Genomic DNA, 14,644 nt, shown 5'->3' with positions numbered 1-14,644 from the left:
GATGCCCGTGGGCAGGTGCGCCTGGGTGCCCGGCACGATGCCGGCCCCGGGAACATGTTCGGCCGGGGCGGCGATCGGCGCCGGCGCACCGGGAACCGGGGCGCCCGGCTCCTGAACGAATTGATTCACCGACGCGGCCACGTTCTTCGATTCGCCGGGCGCGGACGGGTTATGGGCGAACGCTTGTGCGGCGGCCATCAGCAGCTGTGTCGCCTGACCAGGATCGGTTGCCGCCTGCTGAATGATCGGGCTCAGCTGCGACAGCGCGGGCAGGCCGGGAAGCCCCTGCGCGGCGTTGGGTTGGGGTATCGGCAGCGGTGCCGCCGGATCGGCTGCCGCGCTCGGGCACAACCCGAACGCGGCAGCCGATGCCGTCACGACCGCGGCCAAACCTTTGGACAGATTCCAAGTGCTTGCCACGATGTCCTCCCGTCCTTCGGTTGGGTGATTACTCAGGGCAGGGCCGAGAGCAGCGACGGCGGCGTTGCCGGCGCGGGAGCCGGGGCGGCCGGCGTCCCCGGAACGGTGCCCGTGGCGAGCGACGTCAGGTCGCCCGGAAGCGACAGTTTCGGCGGCACGTTCAGCGGCAGGCCGGGCAGCGCCGGCATGTTCACGTTCGCCACGTTCGACAGCGGAGCCGACGCCGGTGCGGCGGCGGGCGCAGGTGCCGTCGGCGACGTCAGGCCCGGGATCGAGCTCAGCCCGGGGATACCGGAACTCGCCGGCGCGGCGGGAGCCGCCGGGGTGGTCTGTCCCAATCCAGGGATCGAGCCGAGACCGGGAACCGTCGGGCTGGCCGCCGTCGGGGCGGTCGGCGTGGCGGGGGTGAGACCCGGGATGGACGGGATTCCGGCCGGGGCGGACGCCGCGGGCGCCTGTGCGGCCGAGGTCATTCCCGGGAAGGTGATACCGGGAGCGGCCGGTGCCTGCGGCGGCTGAGCGCCGAGGGCGGTCGCGAGGTTCTGCAGAATCTGCGGGGCGTTGGCCGCCGAGGCGATCAACTGCTGCGGGATGTTCTGCACGGGGTCGGGAACGGCCGACACGGGGTCGGCGTGGGCGATACCGCCCGTGAGTAGGGCGGCGGACGAACCGACGACGACGGCGGCGGCTTTCGCGAAAGTCCAGATGCTTGGCATTGCTCCCCCAAGGGATCGACAACAGGTGACGGAGCCGAAGCTACTTTGATGCTGGTGGGACTCAAGTGACACGTGTGGCATTTATTTGATCGTTATCGAGACGAGTGATCGCGGTGACCAGCCGGTCGCCGGGACGCCCCCGGGCGCCGTCGTCGCTAAAGTCAGGCGGGTAGACACCAATCCGGCCGCCCCGGCGGCACCCGTCTCCCGGCGCCTGGCGAGTCTGATGAACTCCGCCGCGCCGCTGCTGTTGGTCGTGAGCGTCGCCGCACGGCTCGGCTTGACGTACCTGACGCGCAACGGCGCGAACTTCGTCGACCTGCACGTATATCTGGGCGGCGCGGCCGCGATCGAGCACCCCGGCACGCTGTACGACTTCGTCTACAGCGAGCACACGCCCGACTTCCCGCTGCCGTTCACGTATCCGCCGTTCGCGGCGATCGTGTTCTACCCGCTGCACCTGCTGCCGTTCGGGCTGGCAAGTTTTCTGTGGCTGGTCGCCATGATGGCCGCGTTGTACGGCTCGGTTCGGATCAGCCAGCGCTTACTCGGCGTGCCGCCCGGCAGCGGCCGGTGCGTCGCGATGGCGTGGACGGCGATCACGATCTGGATCGAGCCGCTGCGCAACAACTTCGACTACGGGCAGATCAACGTCTTTCTGATGCTGGCGGTGCTGTGGGCGGTCTACACCACGCGCTGGTGGCTCTCGGGTCTGTTGGTCGGCGTGGCCGCGGGGATCAAATTGACCCCGGCCATCGCCGGTGTCTATCTCGTCGGTGTCCGACGGTTCGCCGCGGCCGCGTTCTCGGCGGTCGTCTTCTTCGGCACCGTCGCGCTGTCGGTGTTGATCGTCGGCGATCAGACTCGCTACTACTTCACCGATCTGCTCGGCGACGCGCGCCGGGTGGGGCCGATTGCGACCTCGATCAATCAGTCCTGGCGCGGCGGCATTTCCCGGATCCTGGGCCACGACGCCGGGTTTTCTCCGCTGGTGTTGGTCGCCATCGCCGTCACGGCGGTGCTCGCCGTCCTGGCGTGGCGCGCCGTGGACTCCTCGGATCGGCTCGGCAAGTTGTTGGTGGTCGAGATGTTCGCGCTGCTGATGTCGCCGATTTCCTGGACGCATCACTGGGTGTGGCTGGTGCCGCTGATGATGTGGCTTATTCACGGACCGTCGTGCAACCGGCCCGGCATGCGGATCGCGGGCTGGGGCTGGCTGGCGCTGACCATCGTCGGCGTGCCGTGGTTGCTGCTGTTCGCCCAGCCCAACATCTGGCAGATCAGCCGACCCTGGTACTTCGCCTGGGCGGGGCTGGCCTACACCGCGGCGGCGGTGGCAACGCTGATTGTCATCGCCGCGTCTGGCAAACGAAGGGCCGGCTCGGATTCCGCGCCTGCCCGGCAATCGCAACCGCGGGCCGCGTCGTCGCTGGGCTAGCCCGCGACGATTCCGTTGATATCGCGCGCCATCTCTACATCGTTTTTGGTGATACCGCCCTCGGAGTGCGTGACGAGCGCGAAAGTCACTGTCCGCCAACGAATGTCGATATCGGGATGGTGGTCTTTGCGTTCGGCGTGCTCGCCCACCCGGCGCACCGCGTCGATGCCGGCCAGGAAGCTTTCAAACTTGATCGAACGGCGCAATGCTCCGTCGGCACGTTCCCAGCCGTCGAGGTCGGGCAGTGCGGCGTCTACTTGTTGATCCGTCAACACAGCCATGACTAGCAAACCTTTCTACGCGAAAAACCTTGCCGGCTGCCACGTTACGCCATGGCACCAGCGGTTTGACCCGGGCATTTTGGGGAAGTCGGGGTGAACCGGGTCGGCGCGCGCCTCGTCACGTAGGTAATGGCCCCGGAGTTCAGGGAGGCACCTGGCTGCCATGACGGAGAATCTGACCCCGCACTTCGAAGACGTCCAGGCGCACTACGACCTGTCCGACGACTTCTTCCGGCTGTTCCTCGACCCCACCATGACCTACAGCTGCGCGTACTTCGATCGTCTGCAGCCGATCACCCTCGAACAGGCGCAGCTGCGCAAGATGGACCTGTCGCTGGGCAAGCTGGGTCTGCGCCCCGGCATGACGCTGTTGGACGTCGGTTGCGGCTGGGGCGCCACGTCGCGCCGCGCGATCGAGAAGTACGACGTCAACGTCGTCGGGCTGACGTTGTCCGAACACCAGGCCGCCCATGTGCAGAGAACGTTCGACGCGATGGACACCACCCGCAGCCGACGGGTGTTGTTGCGCGGCTGGGAACAGTTCGACGAATCCGCCGACCGGATCGTCTCCATCGGCGCGTTCGAACACTTCGGCTACGACCGCTACGACGATTTCTTTGCGATGGCCTACCGCGCCCTGCCCGCCGACGGGGTGATGCTGCTGCACACGATCACCATGCTGACCGCGCAGCAGATCGTCGAACACGGCCTGCCGATGACCGAGGAGCAGACCAGCTTCAACGATTTCATCGCCCGCGAGATCTTCCCGGGCGGCCAGCTGCCCGCGATCGAGATGGTGGAGTTCCACGCCTCGAAGATGGGATTCAACCTGGCCCGCCGCCAGTCGCTGCGGCTGCACTACGCCAGGACGTTGGACCACTGGGCCGAGGCGTTGCTGCAGCGCCACGAAGACGCCGTCCGGATCCAATCCGAACAGGTCTACCAGCGCTACATGAGGTACCTGACCGGCTGCGCCGAGGCGTTCCGGGACGGCTACATCGACGTCAACCAGTTCACGCTGCGCAAATGAATGCGATTGCAGCGCACATAAGTTCGGCCGGTTGACGCGCTTCATCTAGCCATCACGCGAACTTTGCTGTACGCGAGTATGAACGGAGCGGCGGCGTGGCCCGATCTGCCCTACCCTGACCGCATGAAGCCCGAGGATTTCATTGCTCTGCACCGCGAGTACCTTGCACGACCCGACGCCGTCAAAGTCATCGCCGGTGCGGACGGTGAATGGAGCGTCTTCATCGAGATCGGCGGCCCGTACAAAACCCTCGAGAGGGCCGACGAGGTAGCCAAACTGATTGCCGCTGACCTGAACGACTTGTATCCGAACCGGGTGTGACACCGGATGCGGCCCAAGGGATTTCGTTAGCCATCCCGGTTGAGGGCCGCTCAATGGCCGATGCGACCGGTCCTCGGCCGGTGGCGACCGGTTAACTTGTCGAATGGCCTCGATACAGCTCTCGATGGGAATCCCCTCCTTCTCCGCCGAGGCGCCGGCGAACTGGGAGCACCTCACTGACTGGGCGCACGTGCTGGAAGCCGCGGGGTTCGACCGCGTGCTGGTCTCCGAGCACATCGCGTTCGGCATGAACATGGACGCGTACGCGGATCCCGGCGTGGGGGGAACGACCGGCGGTCGCCAGCCCACCGGGCCGGACGGACCGTGGCTGGAACCGCTCACCGTCCTGACCTACCTCGCGGCGCGGACCGAACGCATCCGGCTGGGCACCAACATCCTGCTCGCCGCGCTGCGTCCCGCCGCCGTTCTCGCGAAAACCGTTGCGACACTGGATGTTCTGTCGGGTGGGCGGGTCGATCTCGGGGTGGGGGTCGGCTGGCAGCGCGAGGAATACGAGGTGGCCGGTGTCGATTTCGACAGGCGCGGGGCGATCCTGGACCAGACGCTGGAGGTGTGCACGCGGTTGTGGCTGGAGAACGAGGTCAGCTACGCATCCCCGGAGCTGACCTTCGATCGGATCCACCAGATGCCCAAGCCCGTGCAGCGCGGCGGCGTGCCGATCTGGGTGAGCGGGACGGTCAATCGTGCCGTCGCCCGCCGGCTCGCGCGATTCGGAAAGTATTGGATCCCTTGGGGTGAGGACGCCCGTGAGGTCGGCAAGGGAATCGGGCGGATGCGTGCGGCGGTCGAAAGTGCCGGCGGTGACCCGCACGGGTTCGGCGTCACCGGCTCGCTTCTGGTCAAGGCCGACGCCGACGAGCGGCCGGATCTGGCCGCCGTCGCCGCGGATGCGGAAGCGCTGGTGAAAGCCGGCGTCACCGACTTGCGGCTGACGCACTGGCCGCCGCGCTTCGGGAATCGCGAGCGCGACTTGCGCGCATTCGTCGAAGCGGTGCGGGGCGCGGTGGCGGGCTGACCCGCGCATGGGAGCCCAGATCGTCGTCGCCGGAGCCGTCATCCGCGGTTCCGCTGTTCTGGTTGCGCAGCGCGTCCGGCCGCCGGAGCTGGCCGGCCGCTGGGAACTTCCCGGTGGCAAGGTCTCGCCCGGCGAAACCGAGCCGCAGGCCCTGGCCCGCGAGCTGGCCGAGGAGTTGGGCCTGCAGGTCGCCGACGTGGTCGTCGGGGATCGGCTCGGCGACGACATTCCGCTGGATGACACGACGACGCTGCGGGCCTACCTGGTGCGCCTGCGCGGCGGCGAACCCCATCCGCATGACCATCGGGCGCTGCGCTGGGTGACGGCGGCCGAGCTGCCCGAGGTCGACTGGGTGCCCGCCGACCGGTTATGGCTGAAAGACCTGGCCAGGGTCCTATGAGCGACCTCGGAACAACTGCACAGTTTTCCCTCAGGGAACATTCAGCGCTATTGCAGCGGACACGCGTGAAACTGGAAGGTAATGGCGCCCACGAACCCTTCGCCTCGATGTGCTGCCGGTAGCTGTCCCGAGGAGGCCTGCCAGCAGGTTGCGGTGCCCGAGCAGCCCACGATTCTTCGACACATCGCAGCCGAGTGGATTCGAACCCGGACCGGACGCGCGTCGTCAACCAGTTAGGGAGGATTACCCGCGTGACTGCTACACCTCATGTCGGTGGGGCGCTCGAGGAGCTCTTGGAACGCAGCGGGCGATTCTTCACGCCCGGTGAGTTCTCGGCCGATCTGCGCACGGTCACCCGGCGCGGCGGCCGCCAAGGCGACGTCTTCTACCGCGACCGATGGAGCCACGACAAGGTGGTCCGCTCGACGCACGGGGTGAACTGCACCGGGTCGTGCTCGTGGAAGATCTACGTCAAGGACGGGATCATCACCTGGGAGACCCAGCAGACCGACTATCCCTCGGTGGGCCCGGATCGGCCCGAGTACGAGCCGCGGGGTTGCCCGCGGGGCGCGTCGTTCTCCTGGTACAGCTATTCGCCCACCCGGGTGCGCTACCCGTATGCCCGCGGCGTGCTGGTCGAGATGTATCGCGAAGCCAAAGCCCGGCTCGGGGATCCCGTCCTGGCCTGGGCCGACATCCAGGCCGATCCGCAGCGCCGGCGGCGCTACCAGCAGGCCCGCGGCAAGGGCGGGCTGGTTCGGGTGACCTGGGCCGAGGCCAGCGAGATGATCGCCGCGGCCCACGTGCACACGATCAAGACCTATGGTCCGGACCGCGTCGCCGGGTTCACGCCGATCCCGGCGATGTCGATGGTCAGCCATGCCGCCGGATCGCGGTTCGTGTCACTGCTGGGCGGCGTGATGACGTCGTTCTACGACTGGTATGCCGATCTGCCGGTGGCGTCGCCGCAGGTGTTCGGCGACCAGACCGATGTGCCCGAATCCGGCGACTGGTGGGACGCGTCGTATCTGATGATGTGGGGCTCCAACGTCCCGATCACCCGGACTCCGGACGCGCACTGGATGGCCGAGGCGCGTTACCGTGGCGCCAAAGTTGTTGTGGTAAGCCCTGATTACGCCGACAACACCAAGTTCGCCGACGAGTGGATGCGCTGCGCCGCCGGCACCGACGGGGCCCTGGCGATGGCGATGGGCCACGTCATCTTGACCGAATGCTATGTGCGCAAACCGGTTCCGTTCTTCGTCGATTACGCCCGCCGCTACACCGACCTGCCGTTCTTGATCAAACTCGACCAGCGCGGCGACGCGCTGGTGCCGGGAAAGTTCCTGACCGCGGCCGACATCGGCGAGGAGGTCGAGAACTCGGCGTTCAAGCCCGCGCTGCTCGACGAGGCCACCGACCGAGTCGCCGTGCCGCACGGATCGCTGGGATTCCGCTACGGCGAGGACGGGGTCGGAAAGTGGAACCTCGACCTCGGCTCGCTGATACCGGCGCTGAGTGTCGCGGGCAGCGAAAGCGGCAGCGCCCTGGTCGATCTGCCCAGCTTTGACACGATCGACGGGCACGGTGACACCGCCCGGCGCGGCGTGCCGGTGCGCCGGGTCGGCCCGCATCTGGTCTGCACGGTGTTCGACCTGATGCTGGCGCACTACGCGGTCCAGCGCGAGGGCCTGCCCGGCGAATGGCCCACCGGGTACGACGACGGATCCCAGCAGAACACCCCGGCCTGGCAGGAATCGATCACCGGGGTTCCGGCCGCCCAAGCCATCCGGGTCGCCCGGGAATTCGCCCGCAACGCAGAGGAATCCGGCGGCCGGTCCATGGTCATCATGGGCGGCGGGATCTGCCACTGGTTCCACAGCGACGTGATCTACCGCTCGGTGCTGGCGTTGCTGATGCTGACCGGGTCGATGGGACGCAACGGTGGCGGGTGGGCACACTACGTCGGTCAGGAGAAGGTGCGTCCCCTGACCGGATGGCAGACCATGGCGAACGCCAGCGACTGGGCGCGTCCGCCGCGCCAGGTTCCCGGCGCCTCCTACTGGTATGCGCACACCGACCAATGGCGCTACGACGGCTACGGCGCCGACAAGCTGGCCAGCCCGCTGGGCAGGGGCAGGTTCGAGGACAAGCACACGATCGACCTGCTGGCTGCCGCGTCGGCGATGGGCTGGAGCCCGTTTTATCCGCAGTTCGACCGGTCCAGTCTCGACGTCGCCGACGAGGCGGACGCCGCCGGGCGCGATGTCGGCGACTATGTCGCCGAACAGCTCGCCCAGCGCAAGCTGAAACTCTCGATCACCGATCCCGACAATCCCGTCAACTGGCCGCGGGTGCTCACCGTCTGGCGGTCCAACCTGATCGGCTCCTCGGGCAAGGGCGGCGAGTATTTCCTGAAGCACTTGTTGGGCACGGACTCCAATGTGCAGTCCGAACCCCCGGCCGAAGGTATCCGGCCCCAAGTCGTCAACTGCGACAACGAGATTCCCGAGGGCAAGCTCGACTTGATGATGTCGATCGACTTCCGGATGACGTCGACGACGTTGGTGTCCGACGTGGTGTTGCCCGCCGCCACCTGGTACGAGAAGAACGACCTGTCCAGCACCGACATGCACCCGTACGTGCATGCGTTCAGCCCGGCGATCGACCCGCCGTGGGAAACCCGCTCGGACTTCGATGCATTCGCCGCGATCGCCCGCGCTTTCAGCGCGATGGCCCAGCGTCATCTGGGCACTCGCCGCGATGTCGTGTTGACCGCGCTGCAGCACGACACGCCGGATGCGATGGCGTATGCGGATGGCGCGGAACGCGATTGGTTGCACAACGGTGACGTGCCGGTGCCCGGCCGTACGATGAGCAAGCTCACCGTGGTGGAGCGCGACTACACCGCGATCTACGACAAATGGGTGACGCTGGGTCCGCTCGTCGACAAGTTCGGGGTGACCGTCAAGGGGTACACCGTGCATCCCTTCCGCGAGGTCGACGAGCTGGCCGCCAAGTTCGGGGTGATGAATTCCGGTGTGGCAGCAGGCCGTCCGGCGATCACCACCGCCCAGCGGATGGCCGACGTGATCCTGGCCCTGTCGGGGACCTGCAACGGCCGGCTCGCCGTGGAGGGCTTCCTCGAGCTGGAGAAGCGCACGGGTCAGCGGCTGGCGCATTTGGCCGAGGGCAGCGAGGAAAGGCGCATCACCTACGCCGACACCCAGGCGCGGCCGGTCCCGGTGATCACCAGCCCGGAATGGTCCGGCAGCGAGACCGGTGGTCGTCGCTACGCGCCGTTCACGATCAACATCGAGCACCTCAAACCGTTCCACACCCTGACCGGGCGCATGCACTTCTACCTTGCCCACGACTGGGTCGAGGAGCTCGGCGAGCAGTTGCCCGTGTACCGGCCGCCGCTGGACATGGCGCGGCTGTTCAACCAGCCCGAGCTCGGATACGACGGAATCGGGTTGACCGTACGGTATTTGACGCCGCATTCGAAGTGGTCGTTCCACTCGACCTACCAGGACAACCTGTACATGCTGTCGCTGTCCCGCGGTGGTCCGACCATGTGGATGAGCCCCGCGGATGCAGCGAAAATCCAAGTGCGCGACAATGATTGGGTGGAGGCGGTGAACGCCAACGGCATCTATGTGTGCCGGGCGATCGTCTCGCACCGCATGCCCGACGGCGTGGTGTTCGTCTACCACGTGCAGGAACGCACGGTGGACACCCCGCGCACCGAGACCAACAACAAGCGCGGCGGCAATCACAACGCGCTGACTCGGGTGCGCATCAAGCCCAGCCACTTGGCCGGTGGCTACGCTCAGCACGCGTTCGCGTTCAACTACCTGGGTCCCACCGGCAACCAGCGTGACGAGGTGACCGTGGTGCGCCGCCGCAGCCAGGTGGTGACGTACTGATGAAGGTCATGGCGCAGATGGCGATGGTGATGAACCTCGACAAATGCATCGGCTGCCACACCTGCTCGGTGACGTGCAAACAGACGTGGACCAATCGCTCCGGAACCGAGTATGTCTGGTTCAACAACGTCGAAACCCGGCCCGGCGTGGGCTATCCGCGCACCTACGAGGATCAGGACCGCTGGCGCGGCGGGTGGATTCGCGACAAGAAAGGGCGGCTGCGGCTGCGCGACGGCGGCCGGTTGCAGAAGCTGCTGCGGATCTTCGCCAACCCCCGGCTGCCCACGATCGGTGACTACTACGAGCCGTGGACCTACGACTACGAGAACCTGACCCAGGCGCCGGCCGGTGACACGTTCCCGACCGCCGCGCCGCGCAGCCTGATCAGCGGCGAGCCGATGAAGGTGTCGTGGGGATCCAACTGGGACGACAACCTGGCCGGTTCGCCCGAGATCCTGCCCGACGACCCGGTTTTGAAGAAGGTCAGCGAGGAGATCAAGCTGAAGCTCGAAGAGACCTTCATGTTCTACCTGCCGCGGATCTGCGAGCACTGCCTGAACCCGTCGTGTGTGGCCTCGTGCCCGTCGGGAGCGATGTACAAGCGCAGCGAGGACGGCATCGTGCTCGTCGACCAGGATCGCTGCCGCGGCTGGCGGATGTGCGTATCCGGATGTCCTTACAAGAAGGTGTATTTCAATCATAAGACCGGCAAGGCCGAGAAGTGCACACTGTGCTATCCGCGCATCGAGGTCGGCCTGCCCACCGTGTGCTCGGAAACCTGCGTGGGCCGGTTGCGCTACCTGGGGCTGGTGCTCTACGACGCCGACAAGGTGCTCGAGGCGGCGTCGGTGCAACACGACGCCGACCTGTACGAGGCGCAACGCCGAATTCTGTTGGACCCCAACGACCCTGCGGTGATCGCCGGGGCTCGCGCCGAAGGCATCGCGGACGAGTGGATCGAGGCCGCCCAGCGCTCCCCGGTGTACGCCCTGATCAACACCTACCGGGTGGCGTTGCCACTGCACCCGGAATACCGCACCATGCCGATGGTTTGGTACATCCCGCCGCTGTCGCCGGTGGTCGACGCGGTCAGCCATGACGGTCATGACGGGGAGGATCTGGGCAATCTGTTCGGCGCGCTGGAGTCGCTGCGCATCCCGATCCAATACCTGGCCGAGTTGTTCACCGCCGGTGACACCGAAGTCGTCGCCGGTGTGCTCAAGCGGTTGGCCGCGATGCGGTCCTACATGCGCGACATCAACCTGGGCCGCGAAACCCAACCGCACATCCCGCATGCCGTCGGGATGACCGAAGAACAGATCTACGAGATGTACCGGCTGCTGGCCATCGCGAAATACGAAGAGCGCTATGTCATCCCGACGGCGTATGCGGCGGATCTGCCCGGTGCGGCGGAGCTGGCCGACGAGATGGGCTGCTCGTTGTCCTACGACGACGGGCCGGGCATGTACGAACACGGCCCGTTCGGCGAGGGCAGCGGCACTCCGGTGCCGGTCGCCGTGGAGAGCTTCCACGCGCTGCAGCAACGCCAGCGAGGTGAAGAGGTGGCCGCCCAGGGCGGGCGTCGTCGGTCCCGGGTGAACCTGCTCAACTGGGACGGCAACGGCGCGCCGGCGGGCCTGTTCCCGGATTCGGTGCAGCGATGAGACGGCTGACTCGCACCCTGCAACGGCGCGGCGCGATCGACGACCGGCTGGTGTGGCAGGCGGCGTCGCTACTGCTGGCCTATCCGGACGACGGGCACGCCGACCGCCTGGACACCGCCGCGGAACTGATCAGCCACCTCAGCGGTGCCACGGCCGAGTTGCTCGGCCAAACACTCACGGCGCTAAGGGCTTTCGAGCCGATGGCGGCCGCGGCAAACTACGTCGAGACCTTCGACATGCGCCGGCGGGCCACGATGTATCTGACCTACTGGACCGCGGGGGACACCCGCAACCGGGGCAACGAAATGCTGGGATTCGCCACCGCCTATCGCCGCGCCGGGGTGCTGCCGCCGCACGCCGAGGCGCCCGATCACCTGCCGGTGGTGCTCGAGTTCGCCGCGACCGTCGATCCCGAGATCGGCCGGCAGCTGCTGATCGAGCACCGGGTGCCGATCGACGTGCTGTCGCGCGCGCTGGCCGAAGCCGGGTCGCCGTATGCGTACGCCATCGCCGCGGTCTGCGAGACCCTGCCGGAAGCCGGCGACAAGGAGCTGCGCCGGGCCGAACGGCTGGCCCAGGCCGGTCCGCCCGCCGAAGCCGTTGGGCTGCAACCGTTTACCTTGACCGTCCCGCCCAGGCGCGGGGGCTGAGTTCAACGCACATGAAACTGCTCGAGATCTTCTGGGACGACGCGCCCTACGTCGTGCTGGCGATCGCGGTCGTCGGCACCTGGTGGCGGTACCGCTACGACAAGTTCGGCTGGACCACCCGCTCCTCGCAGATCTATGAGTCCAAGCTGTTGTCGATCGGCAGCCCACTGTTCCACTTCGGCAGCCTGATGGTGATCATGGGCCACGTCATGGGCCTGCTCATTCCGGAATCCTGGACCCGCGCACTCGGATTGAGCGATCACCTCTATCACCTGCAAGCGTTGCTGCTCGGCGTGCCCGCCGGCACCGCGGCCATTGCCGGTATCGGGTTGCTGATCTACCGGCGGCGCACCCGCGGGCCGGTCTTCATGGCCACCACCCGCAACGACAAGCTGATGTATCTGGTGCTGGCGTGCGCATTGGTGGCGGGGATGTGCTGCACCCTGGCCGGCGCGACGCATTTCGGCGAGTTGCACGACTACCGGCAACGAGTGGCGGTCTGGTTCCGGTCGATCTGGATCCTCGACCCCCGCGGAGACCTGATGGCGCACGCGGCCTTCTACTACCAGATCCACGTGTTCATCGCGCTCGCCTTGTTCGCGTTGTGGCCGTTCACCCGGCTGGTGCACGCGTTCAGCGCGCCGATCGGCTACCTGTTCCGGCCCTACATCGTCTACCGCAGCCGCGACGTGGCCGACAAGCATCAGCTGGTCGGTTCGGCGCCGCGCCGCCGCGGCTGGTAGGCCGCCGGACATCGACGTTCCTGATGGCGAACTGCTCCCGGTGAGCTGCTCGGTTCGCCTTTGACGGGCCACCGCTGCCAGAATCACCGACGTGCCATTCCGCAATGTCGCCATCGTCGCCCACGTCGACCACGGCAAGACCACCCTCGTCGATGCGATGCTTCGGCAGTCCGGCGCGCTGCACGAGCGCGGTGAACTGCAAGAACGCGTGATGGACAGCGGTGATTTGGAAAAGGAAAAGGGCATCACGATCCTGGCCAAGAACACCGCCGTGCACCGGCACAACGCCGACGGCACGGTCACCGTCATCAACGTGATCGACACCCCGGGCCACGCCGACTTCGGCGGCGAGGTGGAGCGCGGGCTGTCGATGGTGGATGGCGTGTTGCTGCTGGTCGACGCGTCCGAGGGGCCGCTGCCGCAGACCCGCTTCGTGCTGCGCAAGGCGCTGGCCGCCCATCTCCCGGTGATCCTGGTCGTCAACAAGACCGACCGACCCGACGCGCGCATCGCCGAGGTCGTCGACGCCAGCCACGACCTGCTGCTCGACGTCGCCTCCGACCTCGACGACGAGGCGGCCGCGGCCGCCGAGCACGCGCTGGGACTGCCGACGCTGTACGCGTCCGGGCGGGCCGGCATCGCGAGCACCGAAGCGCCCGCCAACGGCCAGGTGCCCGCCGGCGACAACCTGGACCCGCTGTTCGACGTGCTGATGGAGCACATCCCGCCGCCGTCGGGCGACCCGGAGGCGCCGCTGCAGGCGCTGGTCACCAACCTCGACGCGTCGGCGTTCCTGGGCCGGCTCGCCCTGATCCGGATCTACAACGGCAAGCTGCGCAAGGGCCAGCAGGTGGCCTGGATGCGCGAGGTGGACGGGGTGCCCGTCATCACCGGCGCCAAGATCACCGAGCTGCTGGCCACCGAGGGCGTCGAGCGCAGTCCCACCGAGGAGGCCGGCGCCGGCGACATCGTGGCGATCGCCGGCATTCCCGAGATCATGATCGGCGACACGCTGGCCGACCCCGACCACGCGCACGCGCTGCCGCGGATCACCGTCGACGAGCCGGCGATCTCGGTGACCATCGGCACCAACACCTCGCCGCTGGCGGGCAAGGTCTCCGGCCACAAGCTGACCGCGCGGATGGTCCGCAGCCGCCTCGACCAGGAACTGGTCGGCAACGTGTCGATCCGGGTGGTCGACATCGGCCGGCCCGACGCGTGGGAGGTGCAAGGCCGCGGCGAGCTGGCGCTGGCCGTGCTGGTCGAACAGATGCGCCGGGAGGGCTTCGAGCTCACGGTCGGCAAGCCGCAGGTGGTCACCAAGACCATCGACGGCCAGCTGCATGAGCCGTTCGAGGCGATGACGATCGACTGCCCCGAGGAATTCGTCGGCGCGATCACCCAATTGATGGCCGGCCGCAAGGGCCGCATGGAGGAGATGACCAACCACGCGGCGGGCTGGGTCCGGATGGATTTCATCGTGCCCAGCCGCGGCCTGATCGGCTTCCGCACCGACTTCCTCACCATCACCCGCGGCACCGGCATCGCCAACGCGGTGTTCGACGGCTATCGGCCGTGGGCGGGGGAGATCCGGGCCCGCCACACCGGCTCGCTGGTGTCCGACCGGGCCGGCGCCATCACGCCGTTCGCCATGATCCAGCTCGCCGACCGCGGCCAGTTCTTCGTCGAGCCCGGCCAGGACACCTACGAGGGCATGGTCGTCGGAATCAACCCGCGCGCAGAGGATCTCGACATCAACATCACGCGGGAGAAGAAGCTGACCAACATGCGGTCCTCGACGGCCGACGTCATCGAAACGCTGGCCCGCCCGCTGGAACTCGATCTGGAGCAGGCCATGGAATTCTGCGCGGCCGACGAGTGCGTCGAGGTGACTCCGGAGATCGTGCGGGTGCGCAAGGTCGAGCTGGACGCCACCTCGCGGGCGCGCAGCAAGGCGCGGGCGAAGGCTCGGGGCTAGCTTGTTGGTGCCGTTGGCCCGAAGGATTCGGAAAGCCG

The 14,644-nt window shown here is 67.3% G+C and carries 12 protein-coding genes and 1 pseudogene; 10 read left to right on the top strand and 3 right to left on the bottom strand.

What is annotated here, in order from left to right; genetic code table 11:
* Positions 1–420: pseudogene (locus BN973_RS31795) on the bottom strand (Rv1157c family protein); the annotation flags it as partial.
* 32 nt (positions 421–452) lie between these two features.
* Positions 453–1,136 (bottom strand): hypothetical protein, encoded by a 684-nt coding sequence (locus tag BN973_RS22165; RefSeq protein WP_036470898.1) that lies wholly within the window; start codon positions 1,134–1,136, stop codon positions 453–455.
* Between the two features lie 94 nt (positions 1,137–1,230).
* Here BN973_RS22165 and BN973_RS22160 point away from each other — a divergent pair, with 94 nt between their 5' ends.
* Entirely contained in the window at positions 1,231–2,574 is a 1,344-nt protein-coding gene (locus BN973_RS22160; protein WP_051641633.1) for a mannosyltransferase, read from the top strand.
* Here the strand turns inward: BN973_RS22160 and BN973_RS22155 are convergent.
* Positions 2,571–2,855, bottom strand: a complete 285-nt coding sequence (locus BN973_RS22155; protein WP_036470897.1) for a 4a-hydroxytetrahydrobiopterin dehydratase — start codon at positions 2,853–2,855, stop codon at positions 2,571–2,573. The genes BN973_RS22160 and BN973_RS22155 overlap by 4 nt on opposite strands.
* A gap of 163 nt (positions 2,856–3,018) precedes the next feature.
* Between BN973_RS22155 and BN973_RS22150 the strand changes: the two genes are divergently transcribed.
* The 9 genes from BN973_RS22150 to typA all read left to right on the top strand — a co-directional run bounded on the left by BN973_RS22150 (position 3,019) and on the right by typA (position 14,606).
* Positions 3,019–3,885 carry a cyclopropane mycolic acid synthase family methyltransferase gene (locus tag BN973_RS22150; RefSeq protein WP_036470895.1) on the top strand — a complete coding sequence of 289 codons (867 nt, stop codon included), beginning with the start codon at positions 3,019–3,021 and terminating at the stop codon, positions 3,883–3,885.
* Positions 3,886–4,008: 123 nt separating this feature from the next.
* Positions 4,009–4,206 (top strand): hypothetical protein, encoded by a 198-nt coding sequence (locus BN973_RS22145; RefSeq protein ID WP_139830328.1) that lies wholly within the window; start codon positions 4,009–4,011, stop codon positions 4,204–4,206.
* A gap of 103 nt (positions 4,207–4,309) precedes the next feature.
* Entirely contained in the window at positions 4,310–5,242 is a 933-nt protein-coding gene (locus tag BN973_RS22140) for a TIGR03619 family F420-dependent LLM class oxidoreductase (RefSeq protein WP_036470893.1), read from the top strand.
* Between the two features lie 7 nt (positions 5,243–5,249).
* The gene (locus BN973_RS22135; protein ID WP_036470891.1) at positions 5,250–5,642 is read left to right on the top strand and encodes a (deoxy)nucleoside triphosphate pyrophosphohydrolase; all 393 of its coding nucleotides are present in this window, start codon (positions 5,250–5,252) and stop codon (positions 5,640–5,642) included.
* Positions 5,643–5,893: 251 nt separating this feature from the next.
* Entirely contained in the window at positions 5,894–9,571 is a 3,678-nt protein-coding gene (locus BN973_RS22130) for a nitrate reductase subunit alpha (RefSeq protein WP_036470890.1), read from the top strand.
* Complete coding sequence (gene narH / locus BN973_RS22125) at positions 9,571–11,235, top strand: nitrate reductase subunit beta (protein WP_036470889.1); 1,665 nt, start codon at positions 9,571–9,573, stop codon at positions 11,233–11,235. The genes BN973_RS22130 and narH overlap by 1 nt, the downstream gene beginning before the upstream one ends.
* On the top strand, positions 11,232–11,885 hold the full coding sequence (gene narJ, locus BN973_RS22120; protein ID WP_036470887.1) for a nitrate reductase molybdenum cofactor assembly chaperone: 654 nt from the start codon (positions 11,232–11,234) through the stop codon (positions 11,883–11,885). Before narH ends, narJ begins: the two co-directional genes overlap by 4 nt.
* 11 nt (positions 11,886–11,896) lie before the next feature.
* Positions 11,897–12,628 carry a respiratory nitrate reductase subunit gamma gene (gene narI, locus BN973_RS22115; protein ID WP_036470886.1) on the top strand — a complete coding sequence of 244 codons (732 nt, stop codon included), beginning with the start codon at positions 11,897–11,899 and terminating at the stop codon, positions 12,626–12,628.
* 91 nt (positions 12,629–12,719) lie between these two features.
* Positions 12,720–14,606: a translational GTPase TypA gene (typA, locus tag BN973_RS22110; RefSeq protein WP_036470885.1), complete on the top strand. Its 1,887-nt coding sequence runs from the start codon at positions 12,720–12,722 to the stop codon at positions 14,604–14,606.
* Positions 14,607–14,644 lie beyond the last annotated feature (38 nt).

Source organism: Mycobacterium triplex, from assembly GCF_000689255.1.
Taxonomy (GTDB): domain Bacteria; phylum Actinomycetota; class Actinomycetes; order Mycobacteriales; family Mycobacteriaceae; genus Mycobacterium; species Mycobacterium triplex.
Note: the sequence above shows the minus strand (reverse complement) of the source record. Positions and strands in the feature narration are given on the sequence as shown.

Coding starts and splice junctions, on each gene's coding strand:
- narJ (WP_036470887.1), top strand. CDS start 11,232: ATGAGACGGCTGACTCGCACCCTGCAACGGCGCGGCGCGATCGACGAC.
- BN973_RS22135 (WP_036470891.1), top strand. CDS start 5,250: ATGGGAGCCCAGATCGTCGTCGCCGGAGCCGTCATCCGCGGTTCCGCT.
- BN973_RS22145 (WP_139830328.1), top strand. CDS start 4,009: ATGAAGCCCGAGGATTTCATTGCTCTGCACCGCGAGTACCTTGCACGA.
- narH (WP_036470889.1), top strand. CDS start 9,571: ATGAAGGTCATGGCGCAGATGGCGATGGTGATGAACCTCGACAAATGC.
- BN973_RS22150 (WP_036470895.1), top strand. CDS start 3,019: ATGACGGAGAATCTGACCCCGCACTTCGAAGACGTCCAGGCGCACTAC.
- BN973_RS22155 (WP_036470897.1), bottom strand. CDS start 2,855: ATGGCTGTGTTGACGGATCAACAAGTAGACGCCGCACTGCCCGACCTC.
- narI (WP_036470886.1), top strand. CDS start 11,897: ATGAAACTGCTCGAGATCTTCTGGGACGACGCGCCCTACGTCGTGCTG.
- BN973_RS22140 (WP_036470893.1), top strand. CDS start 4,310: ATGGCCTCGATACAGCTCTCGATGGGAATCCCCTCCTTCTCCGCCGAG.
- BN973_RS22165 (WP_036470898.1), bottom strand. CDS start 1,136: ATGCCAAGCATCTGGACTTTCGCGAAAGCCGCCGCCGTCGTCGTCGGT.